Origin of the sequence: Bacillus sp. NEB1478, from assembly GCF_031582965.1 — a bacterium.
Classification (GTDB): domain Bacteria; phylum Bacillota; class Bacilli; order Bacillales; family Fictibacillaceae; genus Fictibacillus.
In genome coordinates this window covers 2,650,583-2,667,536 of sequence record NZ_CP134049.1, presented here as the reverse complement: position 1 = coordinate 2,667,536, position 16,954 = coordinate 2,650,583, and the positions used below count along the sequence as shown (strand labels likewise).

At 38.3% G+C, this 16,954-nt stretch carries 19 protein-coding genes; 11 read left to right on the top strand and 8 right to left on the bottom strand.

All coding sequences use genetic code 11. The features are described 5' to 3' along the window. Nucleotides 1-2: 2 nt before the first annotated feature. Nucleotides 3-242, top strand: a complete 240-nt coding sequence (locus RGB74_RS13245; protein WP_310759774.1) for a hypothetical protein — start codon at nt 3-5, stop codon at nt 240-242. 73 nt (nt 243-315) lie between these two features. Here the strand turns inward: RGB74_RS13245 and RGB74_RS13240 are convergent, their stop codons facing one another. Continuing rightward, complete coding sequence (locus RGB74_RS13240) at nt 316-1,497, bottom strand: DHH family phosphoesterase (RefSeq protein WP_310759773.1); 1,182 nt, start codon at nt 1,495-1,497, stop codon at nt 316-318. Between the two features lie 142 nt (nt 1,498-1,639). Here RGB74_RS13240 and RGB74_RS13235 point away from each other — a divergent pair, with 142 nt between their 5' ends. Genes RGB74_RS13235 through RGB74_RS13220 form a run of 4 tightly spaced genes read left to right on the top strand, consistent with a single transcriptional unit; the run spans nt 1,640 to nt 5,273 of the window. Then, nucleotides 1,640-2,926 (top strand): MFS transporter, encoded by a 1,287-nt coding sequence (locus RGB74_RS13235; RefSeq protein ID WP_310759772.1) that lies wholly within the window; start codon nt 1,640-1,642, stop codon nt 2,924-2,926. 17 nt (nt 2,927-2,943) lie between these two features. After that, nucleotides 2,944-4,236 carry an MFS transporter gene (locus RGB74_RS13230; RefSeq protein ID WP_310759771.1) on the top strand — a complete coding sequence of 431 codons (1,293 nt, stop codon included), beginning with the start codon at nt 2,944-2,946 and terminating at the stop codon, nt 4,234-4,236. Between the two features lie 59 nt (nt 4,237-4,295). After that, nucleotides 4,296-4,535: a hypothetical protein gene (locus tag RGB74_RS13225; RefSeq protein ID WP_310759770.1), complete on the top strand. Its 240-nt coding sequence runs from the start codon at nt 4,296-4,298 to the stop codon at nt 4,533-4,535. Nucleotides 4,536-4,589: 54 nt separating this feature from the next. Further along, nucleotides 4,590-5,273, top strand: coding sequence for a DEAD/DEAH box helicase family protein (locus tag RGB74_RS13220; RefSeq protein ID WP_310759769.1), 684 nt, complete (start codon nt 4,590-4,592; stop codon nt 5,271-5,273). 389 nt (nt 5,274-5,662) lie between these two features. Here RGB74_RS13220 and RGB74_RS13215 read toward each other — a convergent pair whose 3' ends face one another. The 3 genes from RGB74_RS13215 to RGB74_RS13205 all read right to left on the bottom strand — a co-directional run bounded on the left by RGB74_RS13215 (nt 5,663) and on the right by RGB74_RS13205 (nt 8,887). Next, nucleotides 5,663-7,084, bottom strand: a complete 1,422-nt coding sequence (locus tag RGB74_RS13215) for a sensor histidine kinase (protein WP_310762876.1) — start codon at nt 7,082-7,084, stop codon at nt 5,663-5,665. Next, nucleotides 7,074-7,760, bottom strand: coding sequence for a response regulator transcription factor (locus RGB74_RS13210; protein ID WP_310759768.1), 687 nt, complete (start codon nt 7,758-7,760; stop codon nt 7,074-7,076). The genes RGB74_RS13215 and RGB74_RS13210 overlap by 11 nt, the downstream gene beginning before the upstream one ends. Nucleotides 7,761-7,840: 80 nt before the next feature. Next, nucleotides 7,841-8,887 carry a hypothetical protein gene (locus RGB74_RS13205; protein ID WP_310759767.1) on the bottom strand — a complete coding sequence of 349 codons (1,047 nt, stop codon included), beginning with the start codon at nt 8,885-8,887 and terminating at the stop codon, nt 7,841-7,843. A gap of 339 nt (nt 8,888-9,226) precedes the next feature. On the opposite strand from RGB74_RS13205, the gene RGB74_RS13200 reads away from it, so the two are divergent. Then, nucleotides 9,227-10,396 carry an acyl-CoA dehydrogenase family protein gene (locus RGB74_RS13200; RefSeq protein ID WP_310759766.1) on the top strand — a complete coding sequence of 390 codons (1,170 nt, stop codon included), beginning with the start codon at nt 9,227-9,229 and terminating at the stop codon, nt 10,394-10,396. A 222-nt stretch (nt 10,397-10,618) separates the two neighbouring features. Here RGB74_RS13200 and RGB74_RS13195 read toward each other — a convergent pair whose 3' ends face one another. Beyond that, complete coding sequence (locus RGB74_RS13195) at nt 10,619-11,542, bottom strand: MBL fold metallo-hydrolase (protein WP_310759765.1); 924 nt, start codon at nt 11,540-11,542, stop codon at nt 10,619-10,621. A gap of 144 nt (nt 11,543-11,686) precedes the next feature. On the opposite strand from RGB74_RS13195, the gene RGB74_RS13190 reads away from it, so the two are divergent. The 4 genes from RGB74_RS13190 (at nt 11,687) to RGB74_RS13175 (ending at nt 13,066) form a co-directional block, all read left to right on the top strand. After that, the gene (locus RGB74_RS13190) at nt 11,687-12,115 is read left to right on the top strand and encodes a VOC family protein (RefSeq protein WP_310759764.1); all 429 of its coding nucleotides are present in this window, start codon (nt 11,687-11,689) and stop codon (nt 12,113-12,115) included. Nucleotides 12,116-12,117: 2 nt separating this feature from the next. After that, nucleotides 12,118-12,393: a hypothetical protein gene (locus RGB74_RS13185; RefSeq protein WP_310759763.1), complete on the top strand. Its 276-nt coding sequence runs from the start codon at nt 12,118-12,120 to the stop codon at nt 12,391-12,393. A gap of 107 nt (nt 12,394-12,500) precedes the next feature. Further along, nucleotides 12,501-12,650: a hypothetical protein gene (locus tag RGB74_RS13180; protein ID WP_310759762.1), complete on the top strand. Its 150-nt coding sequence runs from the start codon at nt 12,501-12,503 to the stop codon at nt 12,648-12,650. Nucleotides 12,651-12,661: 11 nt separating this feature from the next. Beyond that, on the top strand, nt 12,662-13,066 hold the full coding sequence (locus RGB74_RS13175) for an NUDIX domain-containing protein (RefSeq protein ID WP_310759761.1): 405 nt from the start codon (nt 12,662-12,664) through the stop codon (nt 13,064-13,066). A gap of 48 nt (nt 13,067-13,114) precedes the next feature. Here RGB74_RS13175 and RGB74_RS13170 read toward each other — a convergent pair whose 3' ends face one another. The 3 genes from RGB74_RS13170 to RGB74_RS13160 form a co-directional block, all read right to left on the bottom strand. Continuing rightward, nucleotides 13,115-13,777, bottom strand: coding sequence for a TetR/AcrR family transcriptional regulator (locus RGB74_RS13170; protein WP_310759760.1), 663 nt, complete (start codon nt 13,775-13,777; stop codon nt 13,115-13,117). Between the two features lie 67 nt (nt 13,778-13,844). Continuing rightward, nucleotides 13,845-14,882, bottom strand: a complete 1,038-nt coding sequence (locus RGB74_RS13165) for an ABC transporter permease (RefSeq protein WP_310759759.1) — start codon at nt 14,880-14,882, stop codon at nt 13,845-13,847. Further along, nucleotides 14,872-15,600, bottom strand: coding sequence for an ABC transporter ATP-binding protein (locus RGB74_RS13160; protein WP_310759758.1), 729 nt, complete (start codon nt 15,598-15,600; stop codon nt 14,872-14,874). The genes RGB74_RS13165 and RGB74_RS13160 overlap by 11 nt, the downstream gene beginning before the upstream one ends. 213 nt (nt 15,601-15,813) lie before the next feature. Here RGB74_RS13160 and pheA point away from each other — a divergent pair, with 213 nt between their 5' ends. Then, the gene (pheA, locus tag RGB74_RS13155) at nt 15,814-16,632 is read left to right on the top strand and encodes a prephenate dehydratase (RefSeq protein ID WP_310759757.1); all 819 of its coding nucleotides are present in this window, start codon (nt 15,814-15,816) and stop codon (nt 16,630-16,632) included. The last annotated feature ends 322 nt before the right edge of the window (nt 16,633-16,954 follow it).

Sequence of the window (16,954 nt, the reverse complement as noted above, 5' to 3'; positions counted from 1 at the left end):
AAATGAAGTACTTCGGTCCAGCATGGCTTGTTTTTCTCGGTGGTATTATTTTGCTTTTTTCTGTAGGTGGCTTATTCGGTGAAATAAATGGTGAGGTGATTCTTACTGTACTGATATTATATTTATGTGCGGTGATTACGGGCTGCACATTCATGATAGTTGATGCAATTAAGGGAATAAATGAACCAAAAGAACAAAAAGAAAAAAAAGAACAAAAGAGTATTAAACATCTCGATTATTGATTTTAAGTGAAAATACATAAAAGTAGGAAAAATTAAAAACGCCCAGACCAATGTGTCTGAGCGTTTTTCAGTATTAGTGATTACTTGCCTCATCATCACGCATGAGCCAGCCTTCAAAGTGGCGTTTCACATAATTTTCTGCCGCCTTGAAGCTATCAAATTTTTCTTCTACTGGATGTGTTTTATGCGTAATCAACCACGTTTCGCCGTCTTCAGAATAAATCTTTGAAACATCTTGATATTTGTTCACATATAAACTGCCATCCGGATTTTCTTTTACGTTTTGTTCGTTCTTCGGTGGATCGATTCTGCGGGCTTGCTCTTTGAAAGCAGCGACAACAAATTTTTCAAAAGCTTCTGGAGTTATCATTCCGCCAGATGCTTTAGGGTGTCCGCCACCGCCATATTGTTTTGCATAAATGGAGCAATCCACTTCGTCATGTATCGTACGTAATCCGATTCGCTTATTTGCAATGTTAAGAATAACGATTAGATCCAGATGTGGGTTTTCGCGATTGATTTCATTACCAAGTTCAGAATGGTAACGTTCAGCATGTAAAACACCAATCTTGTAAGTTTTCTCCTCAGATCCTTCACCTAAGACCCACGTATCCCAGATTTCAACCATTTGACGCTGTTTTTTCTTGATGTAGTCCGAGATGTTCGCTTCTTCTAGTTCAAGAATGGTTGTTTCCGTTTCGGAAAACTCAAAGCTATTACCTTTAAGCCGTTCCATGATGCGTTCTTCAAATTGATCTGGAGGGAGGATAAAGAATAGATCATTCAAGCGTTTTGCTTCGATCTTTTCATCAAACCATTCCCAAGTGTCATAAAGTCTTACAAGTTCAACATACTCTTGAAGTGCACCAGTTTGTTTTAATTTTCCGTTTTCTACTAAATATTCATAGAAAAGAGAAGTAGCACACGTTAGGCGATCGTCGTCATAACGAACTTGTACGTGCCCCCAGTCAAAGCCGTTGAAGTGTAAAGCTGTTGCATGGTGATCAATAAGTTTTACCTTGCCTCCAGCGTTTGATCTTTCATCAAGACGCATCATCAAGTCTTCGTTTACAGCAATATCTGTAATGATAATTTCCGTTTTTCTTTCTTTTGGATTATCTAACAGCTGCTCAACGCGGTCGTTAATCGTTCCATGAGAACAATACGATATTTTGCAGTTGTCTCCAAAAGCCAGCTGGGCCAAATAGCCGCAAGATTTTCCATCTAAATCATTATGTGAAAATAAATGAATCATGTCAGTATCCTCTCTATTTTGCTCTCTGTCTAGAGTATCGTCATAATGCCGAAAGTTCAACCTAAAAAAACATTTACAAAAGTTGGAATTAGGTAGAAAATGGTAAGTGTAGTGTGGAAGTTCGTACAATCGGGGGTTAGTTATGAAGGATTTTATGAAAATATTTCAGAACCGCAATTTCAGTAAACTGTTTTTTGCAGGATTTACTTCTACGATGGGCAGCATCATTGGTGTGACAGCGTTTATGTTTTATTTGCTTGATAAATTTGGTGAACAGCCTATATATGCCACAATGGCAGAACTGATGTATTCACTGCCAACGCTCGCTGTCTTCTTTATTGTTGGAGTATTGGCAGACCGAATGGACCGTCAGAAAATCGCTTTATATTGTGATTGGCTCTGTGCTGCTCTTTGTGTGGCGCTCATGGGTGCGATCTGGCTGGATTGGATGCCGCTCGTTTTTGCGATTCTATTCTTGCGAAGCGCAGTCGGAAAGTTCTTTTTCCCGGCGGATCAGGCGATGGTACAAGGGATTTTATCGAAAGACGAATATGCCATTTCAGCAGGGCTCAATCAAATGGTAGGAAGTATGTTCATGCTGTTTGGAAATATGATTGCTATTTTTATTTATTGGTCCGTTGGTATTCAAGGCGCGATTGCATTTGATCTCATTACATACATTATCTCTGCATGGTTGATCACGAGCATGAAAATTAAAGAAGATGTTCGTTTGCCGAATGGAAATCATAAGTTTAAAGATATCAATATCAAAATGGTATGGAAAGACTTTGCAGGTGGCTTTGTTTATATAAAAAACTCAAAATTATTGCTCTCCCTGATTCTTGGTTTTTTCATGTTCGGAGTGGTAAATGGCGGATTGTCGGTAATGCCGGCCTTTATTATGAAATACAAATTGTCACCAAATAATTATGAACAAATGATGATGTGGATGGGTATTGTGTTTGGGATCTCGGTACTTATTGGAAGTGTGCTTTGTTCAATGATTGCCAAAAAGATAAAGCTTTCCACGGCAATCATCTTGGGGCTATTTGGAGGTGGCCTTAGTCTTGGGGCATGTGCCTTAGCTGAAAATGTGTGGGTGTTCTTAGGAATTACAGCTATTACCGGTCTGTCAATTCCGCTAGTAAACATCGGGATCGGCGGGTGGCTGCCTAAAATTGTAGACCCAAAAATGATGGGACGGGTGCAAGGCTGGATTACACCATTAATGATGCTGTCACAAACAGTTACTCTCATGTTAATAGGGATGTTCTTCCCAAAGATTTTAACCGTTGAGTCCTTATTTTATGTAGTGGGCGGTTCACTGGTTATCGTAGGTATCTTTTATATGATGACGTTGCCGAAATATGAAAAAGAAGCAACGGATGCAGAAAAAGAATCGGCAGCAACTGAGAAAATCCCAGTATAAAAAGGAGTTTTTCTATTGTGAAAGTGTTTGCAGATATCTTCAAAAATCGTGCATTTACTAAGCTTTTCATTGGCAACACGATCTCGCAGCTTGGGAGTGTTATTGCTATCACGAGTTTTATGCTTTACTTGTTGGACAGATTCAGCGATCAGCCTGCATATGCATCTGTTGTTGAATTAATGTACGCATTGCCGATGCTCACAGTTTTTTTGTTTATCGGTGTTTTTGCAGATCGTCTTGATCGGCAGAAAATTGTAGTGAACTGTAACTGGATCAACGGGGTTCTATGCATCATGATGCTCGGAACGGTTTACATGGATTGGATTTATGCCACTTTTGGCTTATTGTTTATCGGTACTGCTATCAATAAGTTTTTTAATCCGGCGATGTATGGATTGATTCAAGGAATTTTAAAAGATGATGAATATGCGACTTCGTCAGGGCTTACGCAAATGGTCCAAGCTGTGTTTATGTTATTTGGCAACTTGATCTCAGTCTATCTTTATTGGTCATTTGGGATATATGGAAGTATATTGATTGATGCATTAACATATATCGTTGCAGCTGTAATAATCACATCATGCAGCATGCCCGAGAAAGCGAGAATTCCGAATGGATCGCATCGCTTAAAAGAATTAAAGTTTCAAATCGTGATGAATGATTATAAGCTCGGTTTTAAATACATTACTGGCTACAAGTTATTGTTGTTCATCATTGCAGGAGCTTCAATGTTCGGAATAGTAAATGGCGGTTTCTCAGTAATGTGGGTTTTTATTTTAAAATATAAATTAGCACCGGATACCTATGAACAAATGCTGATCTACTTAGGGGTCGTATTTGGTGTGGCGGTGATGATCGGCAGTGTTGTTGCTACTCTCATAGCAAAGAATATTAAGTCATATGTTACTGTCATCCTTGGAATCCTGCTGATGGGCATTTCAATTTGTTCGATTGCATTATCTAACAGCGTATGGAGCTTTTTTATACTTTGTGGGTTCTGTGGATTTGTCTTACCGCTCGCCAATGTTGGTTTTGGAGGCTGGATTCCAAAGGTCGTTGACCCGAAGATGATGGGTCGTGTGCAGGGGTGGATCAATCCTGTTCAAATGCTGCTGCAATCGTTAACCTTAGTCCTAATTGCAGCTTTATACCCTAATTTTTTGACCATCGAAAGCCTGTATTATATTGTTGGAGGCATATTGGTAATTGTTGGCTTGTTCTATACCATAACGATACCTGCCCTTGTGAGGAAAGATAATGAAAGACGAGCTGTAAGTGAAGCGAGTGAAAAAATACCAGCGGCATTATAGCCTAAAAAAAGTGGAGAAAGTAACGAACCCCTTATATAATGAAAAGCGGAGGGGAAGTTATGTCTGGAATTCAAACTGTTTTGTTTTGGTTTTTTGTCTTTTTGCCCGTTATCTTATATCTGGTAGCCCTCGCACGAACATCATGGGTTTTGATAATTGTTAGTTTACTTCTCGCATTGCCGATTGTGTTTTTGGTGAGCTGGATGACAGATCATTATGGAGCAGTATTCGTTGTATTAGCCATTCACATTGTCACAGGAATCTGGCTGTGGACGAAGAGACAGCGTCTGGATTTTTAATTGTTTAAAAGAAAAAGTTTCTGCAGCCAATACTTGTTTGTAGAAGCTTTTTTTGTGAAATTTTTTAAAAATATACATTGGGGTGATAGTATGTCATTAATTTGTTTTGAAGGGGCAAGTGCAGTTGGAAAAACTACAACATCTAATGAATTGGCTAAACGTACTAATACATATGTAATTCCGGAAGTTAACCTTTTATTTGAACGTCCAAAATCAGAGTCGAAAACTTGGTATTTGGAACGTCAAGTTGATCGCTGGCTGATCGCTCAAGAAAAACTTAAAACATATGAAACTGTTCTTCTTGACGGTGATATTTTTCAGCCCTTAAGCTATAACTGGTGTTTTGATTTTAAATTATTTGATCTAGATTTAAGCTTTATAGCTGAATTTTATCGTAATGAGATAAAGGAAAAAAATATCGGATTTCCTGATAAGTACTTCTATCTTTACACAGACAAAAATAATTTAATCCATCGTAAAGAAAATGATGTTACAAGAAAACGAGGTAATTTTGAACAGAATCTTGAAATAGTAGAACCTCACAAACAATATTACAATGCTCTAAATTCATTTATTCCTGATTACGTGCATTTGATTGAAGCAAAGAGCGTAGAGGAAATTATAATCCAAATTATAGATCACATTCCAAGATCACCGGTAACAATAAATTCGTTACATTTATTTGATGAAATTGAAAACTGGCTTACAAACAATAAAGTATTGCTACAGCATAAATAAAAAAATTCAATTGAGAGACAAGCCTTTTTGACAGGTTTGTCTTTTTATATAGATCTGAAAGAAAAAACACTTTTCCTTTATTAATTCTTGTTTACCATTTTATCTTTTTATTGCGCAATTCCTCAATCGGTGGATCTATCAAAAGGTTATTTTGGTGGTCAGCTGCAAGTATTCGAATCATGATATCTCCTATTGAATGTTAATAGTACACAGATTAATCATGGAAAGGTACGACACAAATTAAAAGATTATATGGATAAGTTGAAACCAATAAGAAACGACCGGCTGGGTAGGCCGGTCTGCTGGTGGGGAGGTTAGTCGTTGGAAAATCTAACCTAACTATAGAATAATACGAACAAGTGTTCTTGTCAATTTGTTTTATTAATTATTTATATTCTGCTTTTCCTTTCCCAAACAATTGAGAAAGTGGTTCCTTGTATTGAGCTTTTCTTTAAAATTAAATCTGTTCCCATTGCCTTTGCCAGCATTTTGCTGAACGGTAATCCTAATCCGAGCCCGCGTACTTTTAGTTTTTTCATTTCTCCGCGAAAGAACCTTTCAAATACATATGATTGTTCTTTTTCTGGAATTCCTGATCCGGTATCTTTAACATCAATTGAGTGCTCTGTTAATGAGACGGTGATAGAGCGTTGTTCACCTAAAGCTTGGTAAGAGTTGTTTAATAGATTGATCAAGATCTGCTGCAAGCGTAGGGGATCCGTTTCTTTAAAAATTGGCTCGACAGGAACTTCCACATCCAAGTCTATCTCATCATTCAAAGTGATTTTCCACTGATGTACGATATCCTCAACAAGTTTATTCATGTTGCATTTTTCATTTCGGATCGTGAATGCACCGGCAGAGAGAGAATTAAAGTTTAGTAGATCTTCAATCATTGTTTGGAGGCGATGGACTTCCTTTAGTGTTATATCCAGAAATTCTTTTTGTTCGTCTCCTGTAACGATTCCATCTTTAACGGCTTGGACGAGACCGCTGATCGATGTGACAGGTGTTTTTAAATCGTGTGTGACACCAGCCAGTAATTCTGCACGAAGTTTTTCGAGCTGTGTTAAACGGTTAGTCATTTCTTTAAAAGAAGATAATAATTCATATAATTCCTGTTCTTTTGCGTCTGTTTGCAGCTGGACCTCATAATTTCCTTCTTTTATTTGCGAAGCGGCATGAGCGACATCTTGAATCGGTTTTACGATCTTTTTGGAAAGAAGATAGATGACAGCCCAACCTAAAAGTCCTAGACCAAGTAAAAGTATGATCAATAAACGGTATTCTTGATTGATGTCAGCTAAATCGGAAGCGTCCTGCATGACGACTACCCATCCTGCTTGATTGTTATCGTAGATTACAGGTTTTTTAACAGAATAAATACTAGCCCCAGCCATCTCTATTTTTTGTACGGATTTGTCATTTTTAAGTATGCCTGATGGGATTACCTGCAGTTCGTGAAAGGGCTCGTTATCAGGCAACCGTCCTTTTCTTGGTGGACGCTTATTCAGAACATTTCCTTCAAGATCAGTTATAAAAAGCTCAGGTTGTTTTTCCATTTGAAGGACACTCGCTCGTTCTTCAAGCCTTCGGTTAAACATGCCGAAATCATCATTTCGGTCAGAATGGGCGATTCGATCTGCTGTTTCAACGGCCAAGTATTCCATAATATTCAAACGGTTTTCCAGAGTTGTATGTCTGATCCACCATAATGAGCCTGCAGCTAATATAAACAATCCTGCGAATAAGGTTATAAGATATCTCGTTGTCCAATATCTTAAAAGAGTTGTTCGCTTCTTATTTTTCATAAACACCGAACTGATACCCCAATCCTCGAAGTGTACGGATTTCACCTTGTGAAACTGGCCAGCTGGCGAGTGCCTGCCGTATTCGTTTTATTGCCAAATCGACAGCTCGATCACTTCCGTCATAATCCAATCCCCATACATTTTCGATTAAATTATCCCGTGTGAACGTACGGTTTGGTCTCGTTGCTAAAAAAATGAGCAGGGAGAGGTCTTTAGGTGTTAAAACGACCGTTTCTCCGTTTATTTTAACAGCATGTGAATCTAAATGAATGCTAAGACTTCCATATTGTTTCGTATTTTCAGTTTCGAGTACATGAGCAGAGCGCCGCAGTACCGCATTGATTCGCGCGACCACTTCTTCACCAATAAAAGGCTTAGTTATATAATCATCAGCTCCTTGATTTAATCCCTTCAAGCGGTAATCGATGTCCCCTAGAGCAGTAAGCATGATGACAGGGCAAGAACTGATCTGGCGAATCTCTTGAAGGACACTCCAGCCGTCTCTGTCTGGAAGCATCACATCAAGTAAAACAAGATGCGGTGCAAGATCGTTGAACATCATTAAAGCACTTTCACCATCAAATGCCTGCAATACTTCATGCCCCTCATGTTTGAGATAAACCGATAATACCCTTGATATCGTTTCTTCATCTTCCACTACCATTATTTTCTTCAAGTTCCGCCCCTCCGTTTCTCTGATATTCTAATGATACAAGAAAAATCTCCGGCAAAATAGACCGGAGATAAACCGTTAAATTACATTTCGCTTCCGCTAGCGGAGGGATTTTCTCCATTCATTGGACGATCACCATTCATCGGACCATTCCCGTCAAATTTTCCGCCACCATGATGCATTCCTCCACCATGACGACCACCTTGTCCAAATCCGCCTTTGCCTCCAAATCCGATGAAAGTGTCGTCACCCTGAAGTTCTTTCAATTTGTCTGGATTTTTGTTTTCAATCGCTTCTATCAACTCGCGGTTTGTTTTGTCTGTAGTTGAGATTCCTAGTTCTTTTGCTAGATTCTTCACTTTTTTCTCTTGAACTTCTTGTGCGATTTCAGGAATCATTTTTCCATCAATCGTGATGTTCAATTTTTTTGCTTCTGCTTTAACTTTAGCCTTCATCACTTCTTGCGCTACTTCTCTAATGTCTTTTCCGTCTACTGTAATGTTTAGTTTTTTCGCTTCTTTCGTTATGGATGCTGTGAACACTTCTTGCTGTAAGGTTTGAAGATCTTTTCCATCTGTTTTTACACCTAATTCTTTTGCTTTTTTGTTAAGGGAAGCGGTCTGAATATCTTGTCTTAATGTTTGAGCATCTTTGCCATCTGTAGTAACGCCAAGTGCTTTCGCTTCTTTCTTAAGTTGGGCTAGGTGGATGTCATCATGAAGCGTTTGAGTATCCTTATTCGTTGTAGAGATGCCAAGTGCTTTCGCTTTTTTCTGCAGCTGTACGAGCAGGACTTCTTCAGCTAACTTATCGATTGTCTTGCCAGAAGTTTTGATGCCTAATTCTTTCGCTTCTTTTTTGATTTGTGCATCACGCATTTCTTTCATCAATGTTTCTGCGTCTTTGCCGCTTGTGCTGATGCCTAAACTTTTTGCTTGTTTCAGCAGTTCATCTGAATTTCCGCGGAAAAAGCCACCATGGTGTCCAGGTCCTTTTCCTTTCATTTCCCATTTTGGTTTTTCAGCAGATGACTTGCTCGCAGTATCATTGGTTGCTGCCAGGGAAGTAGTTGCATAACCTCCGACTAATAATGCCCCTGCAATCGTAAAGCCTATAACTGATCTTTTCATAAAAATGTTTCCTCCTAGATTGTTTGTATAGAAGGTTCTTGTCTGTTTGAACCTTGTACATTTAATTTAACCAACAAAGATGTCAGCCCAATGTCAAGAAGAGGAAAATGAAAATAATTTTTAAGAAATTTAATTTTCATGAAAAAGAGGAGGCGAGATATATTTTTTATGGATTACTTTGCCGTTTGTGTAAAAAAAATTGTGTCAGGAAGAAGTCAAAGGGGAAAATAAGGTGAAAAGCATAGGTCATATACCTTGCCGTTTTGAAAGAAAAGGACATACACTATACTTTAAAACATATTATTCTGATCTGTTTTTTTATGGAGGGATTTTCTTAACATGACTTATTTATATGAGATGTATATAAAAACAAAAATGCAAAGAGATTGGTTTGAAAAGATTGATAAACTAGCGCAACAATTTTCAGAACGCGCAGATCAATATGACAGGGAAGGCAGCTTTCCGTTTAAGAATGTGGACGAACTAAAACAAGTAGGTTATGTCTCGCTGACGATTCCTAAAGAGTATGGCGGGGAGGGATTGAATTTGTATGAATTTGTCCTTCTCCAGGAAAGGATTGCTCAAGGTGATGCAGCAACAGCATTATGTTTGGGATGGCACCTTGGAGGGCTTTTGGAGTTGGCGGAAGAACGAACTTGGGATGAAAAGGCTTTTCGTTCTTTATGTGAAAAGGTGGTTCAGAATCAAGCACTTCTAAACCGTGCTGCAACAGAACCTGCTACAGGCAGTCCAACTCGCGGAGGGATGCCGCAAACAAAAGCAACAGAAGATGGAGCAGACTGGATCATCAATGGAACAAAGACATTTACATCAATGGCACCAGCATTGGATTATGCCATCGTTTCTGCTCAAATCGGTAATTCAGGTAAAAAAGGGAATTTCTTAATTGATATGAAACAAACCGGTATTAAAATTGAAGAAACGTGGGATACGGTCGCGATGCGAGGTACGCGGAGTGATGATCTTGTGTTGGAAAATGTAAGGGTGAGAAAAGAAGCGCTCGTAGAGGAAGAACGAGGAATATCAGGACTGCCTAAAGCATGGCTGCTCCATATTCCGGCATGCTACCTAGGAATTGCAATTGCTGCCAGAAATGAAGCCGTTCATTTCGCGAAAACGTACAAACCAAATAGTTTACCAGGTCCAATAGGTGAAGTTCCTGAAGTACAGCGCAAAATTGGCGAGATGGAGCTAGAGTTGTTTAAGGCACGAGAGTTGATGTATTCTGTGGCTGCCAAATGGGTGAACGAACCGGAAACGCGAATGGAAATGGGGCCATCTCTTATGGCCGTAAAACATGTAGCTACAAACAGTGCGGCAAAAGTAGTAGATCTGGCGATGCGTATTGTCGGAGCGAGAAGCTTAGCGATGTCTAGTCCATTGCAGAGACACTTTCGAGACGTGAGAGCAGGCCTTCACAATCCACCGATGGATGACATGGTCATCAGCGCATTGGCTCAAAGAGCATTAAATTCAAAGGGGGACTGACCCCTAACAATTTATTCCCCACTATTGTTTTGAGGAAATTGCTTTGACGAGTTACTCCATTTCACTCTGGAGTAACTCGTCTTTTTAATTTTTGTTACTGAAAAATCAATGTTTATTTCCTAACAAAAAAGGATGACTCTAAATCGCGCAATTATGCTGTCTTTAGAGTCAACCTTTTCTATTTATATTCAATTTTATAAAAACAAATCTGATTCCTCGATGTTAGTTTGTTTTTATTAATTTTTTAAGATTTTGCACGTTGTTTCTAAATAAACTAGAAAACGACCAATGACGATATGCAAGAGGAATTTCGATGCTTTCAATAGATTCAGTATTTCCAGCGATTTCGCGAATGTCTTCTAAGTATTGACTGATTAGATGAAAATCTGATTTTGAGCCGACAGGACCATGACCAGGTATCGCTGCATCAATATCCCACGTATCAAATTGATTTAATATCCGCAGCCAGTTGTCAACGTCCGATTCTTCGAAAAGAGCAGGATGTGTATCAATCACTAATAAATCACCCGTAAAAATAACACGATCTTCAGGTATATACAGAAAAGAATCACAATAAGAATGTGCACCGCCCATTGTGTATATTTTTGCTGTTCGTTTTGAACCATAAATTGTAAAAGATTCTTCAAAGGTATATTGTGGGAGCGTTAATTGCAACCCAGGCAGTGAAATCGCAATTTCTTCCAAAAAGCTAATTTCAAATTTTAATTCTTGGTCTTTCGTTTCTTCATATTGCTGTTTCAGTTTTTTAATATGACCTTCTAAACCAGCTAGATCTAGTTTTTGTTTTTCAATTCGGGCAGGATGATTTTCTTTCATCTCGGTGAATGTTGTTTCACTCGCAAGAATATGACTAGATGAAAAGACTTGATTCCCGCGTATGTGATCACCATGGTAGTGACTGTTAACAACCCAAGTAATAGGACGATTTGTCAGCTCTTCAGCCATGTTTTTAAGATCCAGAGCAGCTTGTGGAGTGTTGAACGTATCAAAAATAATGGTTTGATCACCTAAATCGATGAATCCGGCATTTCCTACAGCGCCGCCCCCGTCTTTTGCAATAGCGCCGTAAATACCATCTCTAACTTTTTCAAGTGTAAAATGTTTGCTTTGATAATCTTTCGTCATACTGAATTCCTCCTTTTCTCTATTTCATGCATTCTATCATTCTCCATATCTTTCCTATTGGGATATATTACAAAATCGTGTCGATAGAAGGATTTTCCTTCCAAACAAAGAATTTAAAAGAACAGAAATTTGAGGTGAATAGCTATGAATCAAAAACTTTTACGTGTTGGAACAACTTACTTGCCGGTTCGTGATCCAAAGAAGTCGGCTATTTGGTATTCAGACAAGTTAAGTGCGGAAATTAACTATCAAGACGATGAAAAAGTGATTTTAAATCTAGCAAATCAAAGTTTCTTCCTCGTAAAGTCTCCAGAAAAAGAAACATCTAATTTCAGAGATCAAAAAGGAAATGTGAGATTTTGTTTAACTTTTGAAGTGGATGGTATGGAAAGCCTTTATTCCTTACAAAAGGAATTATACAAATCTGGTGTACGAACAGGAGAAATAGAAGACCGCGGCCACCAGGGTAAGAATTTTGTATTCTTTGATCCTGATGGGAATATGTTTGATGTATGGAGTGAACTAAGTCCAGCATTTAAGCAGTTGCAAAATTTACTTCAAACAGAGGTGTAACTATGAGATGGGTCATGGGTGTTGCTTTCTCATTGTTAGGTGTTGCTTTGTTAATGACTGGAATGAACGTCAGATCTCTATCGGAAATAGAAGGGGACGGTATAGGGATTTCTTTTTTAGGAATGAAAATTAATGGGAGTGTCGCAGCTGCAGATATTCCTTCATACGCGAATGGATTTTTAGGTTCAGGTACGATTTTCTTAATTCTTGCCGTGTGTTTGTTTTTTATTTTATTAAATGAAAAAAATGTTCATAAACAGTTACGAGTAAAAAAATAAGCTTAATAAATAAGAATGCGGGGAAATTCATAGTAATCAAATACGTGAACCGAGTAGGAAACTCTTGGTTCTTTCGTTTTTATAATTAACGGAAGAAAGGTGTGTATATGAAACTAGTGATCGTACTATTATTTATCTGCGTATATCTATTAATAGGTCCTCCTGCAACAGCATTGTCGGTAGCCGCAAAAGAACAAAATCCTTTATCTATCCACCTTCCACCTCTTTGTACAGCTATAGGTGAAACGCATTCTTGATGGAGGAAATAATGGATAAAAGCAGACCAAGGGCATTTGCCGCAATATTAAAAGATGACACAATTCTTATGGTTCGTGAAGTTAACAAAACGAATGATTTTTGGACACTGCCTGGAGGAGGGCTGGAATTTGGGGAAACCTTTGAAAAAGCTGTTGTCCGAGAAGTGCGTGAGGAAGTAAACTTAGACGTAAAAGTAGTGAAGTATTTATTTTCAAGAAACTATGAACACGGCATCGAAAAGTGTTATTTAGTTGAAGTGACTGAAGATGATAGAGAGCCATCATTAGGTTTTGATCCTGAATTTCCTTTGAACGAACAAAATTTGTCAGAAGTAAAATGGCAATCAATTAAAAATATGAAAAACGATTTGCATGTATCTGAAGTAATCAGGGCAATGAATATTAAAATGAATTAATTTAACAAAAAACCCGCCTCATGAAGTAAGATGGCGGGTTTTCTCCATTTATTTTTGTTTTCCACTCAATCCATACATAACGAATTGAACGATCTGATCAATCTCTTTTTCGTCATCCCAATCATGAGAAGGAAACAGTATGACTCTTGGAAGAATGTAACTCATGATACTGGACGCGGTCATTCGCATAACGGCAGATGGCGGTAGGTTGGTGATTTCTCCTTTTTCTTGAAAGTGTTCGATCACTTTTTTGAACTTTGGGTAAATATGTTCGATAACCAGCTTTTGATAGGGTTCTCGAAGTTCATCGTGAAACGCGATTTCCTGGATGAAAATTTTTAATACAGGAAAGTTCTTTTTCACAAACTCCAGACGATTTTTTGCAACCGTCCTCAAGAAATCCTCATAATGTTCATATTCGTTATCAAACACTTCTTTTGCAAATGATTTTATAAAAAAGGGTGCTACAAACTTTCCCATTGTGGGTGTGACGATCGATAGCAATAGCTCCTTTTTTGTTTTGTAATGGCGGAAAATTGTACCTTCAGCAACACCAGCTTTTTTGGCGATTTCACTCGTAGATGAAGCGGCGTATCCTTTTTCGGAAAAAATATCAATCGCAGCTTCGAGTATCTTGCGCTGTTTATCACTGAGATCGAGATCATTATTGTCAGCATTTATTAATTCTTGAATCCATTCTTGATCGGTCATGCGGTTTTCTCCTTTAAATCGTGCATTTGATTTCATTATAGACACAATTAAACTGCGGACAAACTCCCTACAGTTTGCGGTGCTTTTTCAGCGCGAGTGTATTGAGTACCATAAATAGAAGCGAAAAACCAGCAAGCACTAGAACTTCGTCGTATATTTGTGACCAGCCGTCTCCTTGTATCATGACATCACGAATGGCCTGACCGCCATAAGTGAGCGGCATGATATAGCTTAACGGATGCAGCCAGTCAGCCATTGTATCGATGTTGAACAAACCTGAGAAAAAGACTTGTGGAACGACGACGATCGGTATGAATTGAATCATCTGAAGTTCGTTTTTCGCAAAGGCAGATAACAAAGTTCCGAGTGACAATGCCGTTATAGCAAGCATGAGTGTGATCAGTATGACGTACCAGATCGAACCTTCCATCATGATGTCCAACACATAGATCGCAAACGAAACGATGATGGCGGATTGGATAATCGTGAAGATTCCAAATCCGAGCACATACCCGACTACCATTTCCCAGCGGCGCATTGGCGTTGCCAATAGTCTTTCCAGTGTCCCAGTGGTCCGCTCACGTAAAAACGATACGCCGGAAATTAAGAATACGAAAAAGAAAATAAAGAATCCGATCAGAAACGGACCGATGTAATCAAAGGAATCCATTTTAGATGAACCATGCAAGTATTCAACTTTTGGTTCTACAGCCTTTTGAAGATTATTTAGCGGATTCATCTTTTTAAGTGCTTTTTCCACTTTCATCATAACGGCTTTATTTGCAGTCGGGTTACTGCCTTCAAGTTTAATTTTCGTTGAAGGCGGGTTCACATACAAAACAGCGTCAAGTTTTTCATTCTTTAAATCATCTTCAGCTTTCTCACTATTTTCATATGGAATAAAAGCTTTATCTGCTTTTTCAATTTGATCTGCGATTGGTGCTTGTTTACTTATGACAGCAATTTTCGGATTATAATCGTTTCCTGAAAAAACGAGAGAAACGAGTGTCAAAATAAGCAAAGGAGCTAGAAACATCATAGCAAGCGTCCGTTTATCTCTTTTAAATTGTCGGATGATTCGTTTGACAAGTGCTCTAATTCTCATGACGGACACCTCCGTAATAGAGGAAAGCATCCTCGATTGTTTCACTTGATGTTGTATCTTTTAGTTGCTGTGGCGAACCTGAGGCAATGAGCCTGCCATCACGAATCATACCTAGTTGACCGCATTTTTCCGCTTCATCCATTACATGTGTTGTTACAAGAATGGTAGTTCCATTTTCGCTCAGTTTGTAAAGTTCGTTCCAGACAGACTGGCGGAGGACTGGATCAATTCCGACTGTGGGTTCATCCAATATCAGAATTTCTGGTTCATGGAGCAGGGCTGCCGCAAGTGAAAGGCGCCGTTTCATTCCACCAGAATATTGATTCACAGGCTTTTTTAAGAAATCAGTCAAGTTGACAAGAGCAGCTGTTTCTTCGATTCTTTCTTTTTGCTTGGCTCCTTTAAGTCCGTAGATTGATGCAAAAAATTCAAGGTTTTCTTTTCCGCTTAGCTCGCTATAAAGGGCATCGGACTGTGCCATAAAACCGATACGTTTCATCATTTGCAGGCTCGGCATATTCGTATCGAGTACAGTAATTTTTCCAGATGTAGGTGTTTCAATCCCTGCAATCATTTTTACTAGAGTGGTTTTCCCTGCCCCAGAAGGACCAAGCAAGCCGTAAATTTCGTTTTTGGTGACGGAGAGGGAGATGTCTTGTAGTACATCATGTCTGCCAAAACTTTTGGAAACGTTTGAAACGTCAATAACAGGATTCATGTGATTTACCTCCTTGTGAGATTATAAAAGTGAGTAATCACTCATTATCTAATTTCAGTCTATGCGAGTAAGAAGTTTTTTGTCAAGTGAGTACTCACTCATTTTTGTAATGCGATATTTAATAATATTTATAGTCATATTGAAATTTATCAGTTGTTTAATGAAACAATAGATGTATACTGATATGAAAAGAAAAAAAGGTGTGTTTTAAAAATGAAAGTGGCGTATTTAGGTCCTCAAGGAAGTTTTTCAGAAGAAGCTGCATTTCGTTATTTTACGACTGAGCTTATTGAGTGGGTTATGTGTGATTCGATTCTGGAAGTCATTGAAGCTGTTGGTGAAGGAGCGGCTGAAAAAGGGATAGTTCCAATCGAAAACTCCATAGAAGGTACGATTAATATAACTGCGGATGGATTATTAACGCATGATTTATTTGTGGAAGCTGAAATCATATTTCCGGTTTCGCTCCATCTATTAGCTCTAGAAGGGGCTAGTGTTGAAGGAATCCGTGAAGTATGGTCCATTTATCCAGCCATCGCTCAATGCCGGGATTTTATTAAAGCAGCAAAAATGAAAACGAGACAGTTTGACAGTACATCATCAGCTGCTCAAGCCGTTAAAAACCAAGAAAGAACAGATGTTGCTGCCATTGCATCAAAAGGTGCTGCTGATCTATTTAATTTGCAAATTACGAAAAGCAATATACAAGATAATAGCAATAATCATACGAGATTTGTTGTAATCAGCAATGAAAATACGAAACAAAGCGGAAACAAAACTATGCTGTTGATTACGCCGTGTCAAGACCATTCAGGTGTATTATCATCCATTTTAAATGTGTTTTCTGCTTTATCGATCAATCTAACTTGGATTGAATCGCGGCCAACTAAGAAAAAATTGGGGACGTACCATTTTTTTATCGAAACAGAAAATGGGTTGCATGAAAGCAAAATGAAAAAAGCAATTACCATTCTGGAAGCTTATGAACATGATATTCGAGTTTTAGGCAGTTATCATACAACAAAACTATAAATTTCTAATAACAGTAAAAAGCACTGCGAATTTCTTAATTGGAATGGAAGGCAGTGCTTTATTTTTTTTTTTGCAAGGTTGTGAGACTTCTGTGTGCTCATCTCAAGCATTACGGAAATCAACCACTTCTAAGAACAAAAATATCGCTATGGCAGAAAAATATTGATTAAATTTTCTGGAAATCAGATAATGATTCTAACTTACTTAGAAATGAGGGATTGTGATGTTAAAAATGAATCTGACAAACATTGAAATGATGAAGGTGCGGAAGGGTTAATATTTAAGAAATTACCCCTCCGTGTGTACAATTTCAAAAACATGG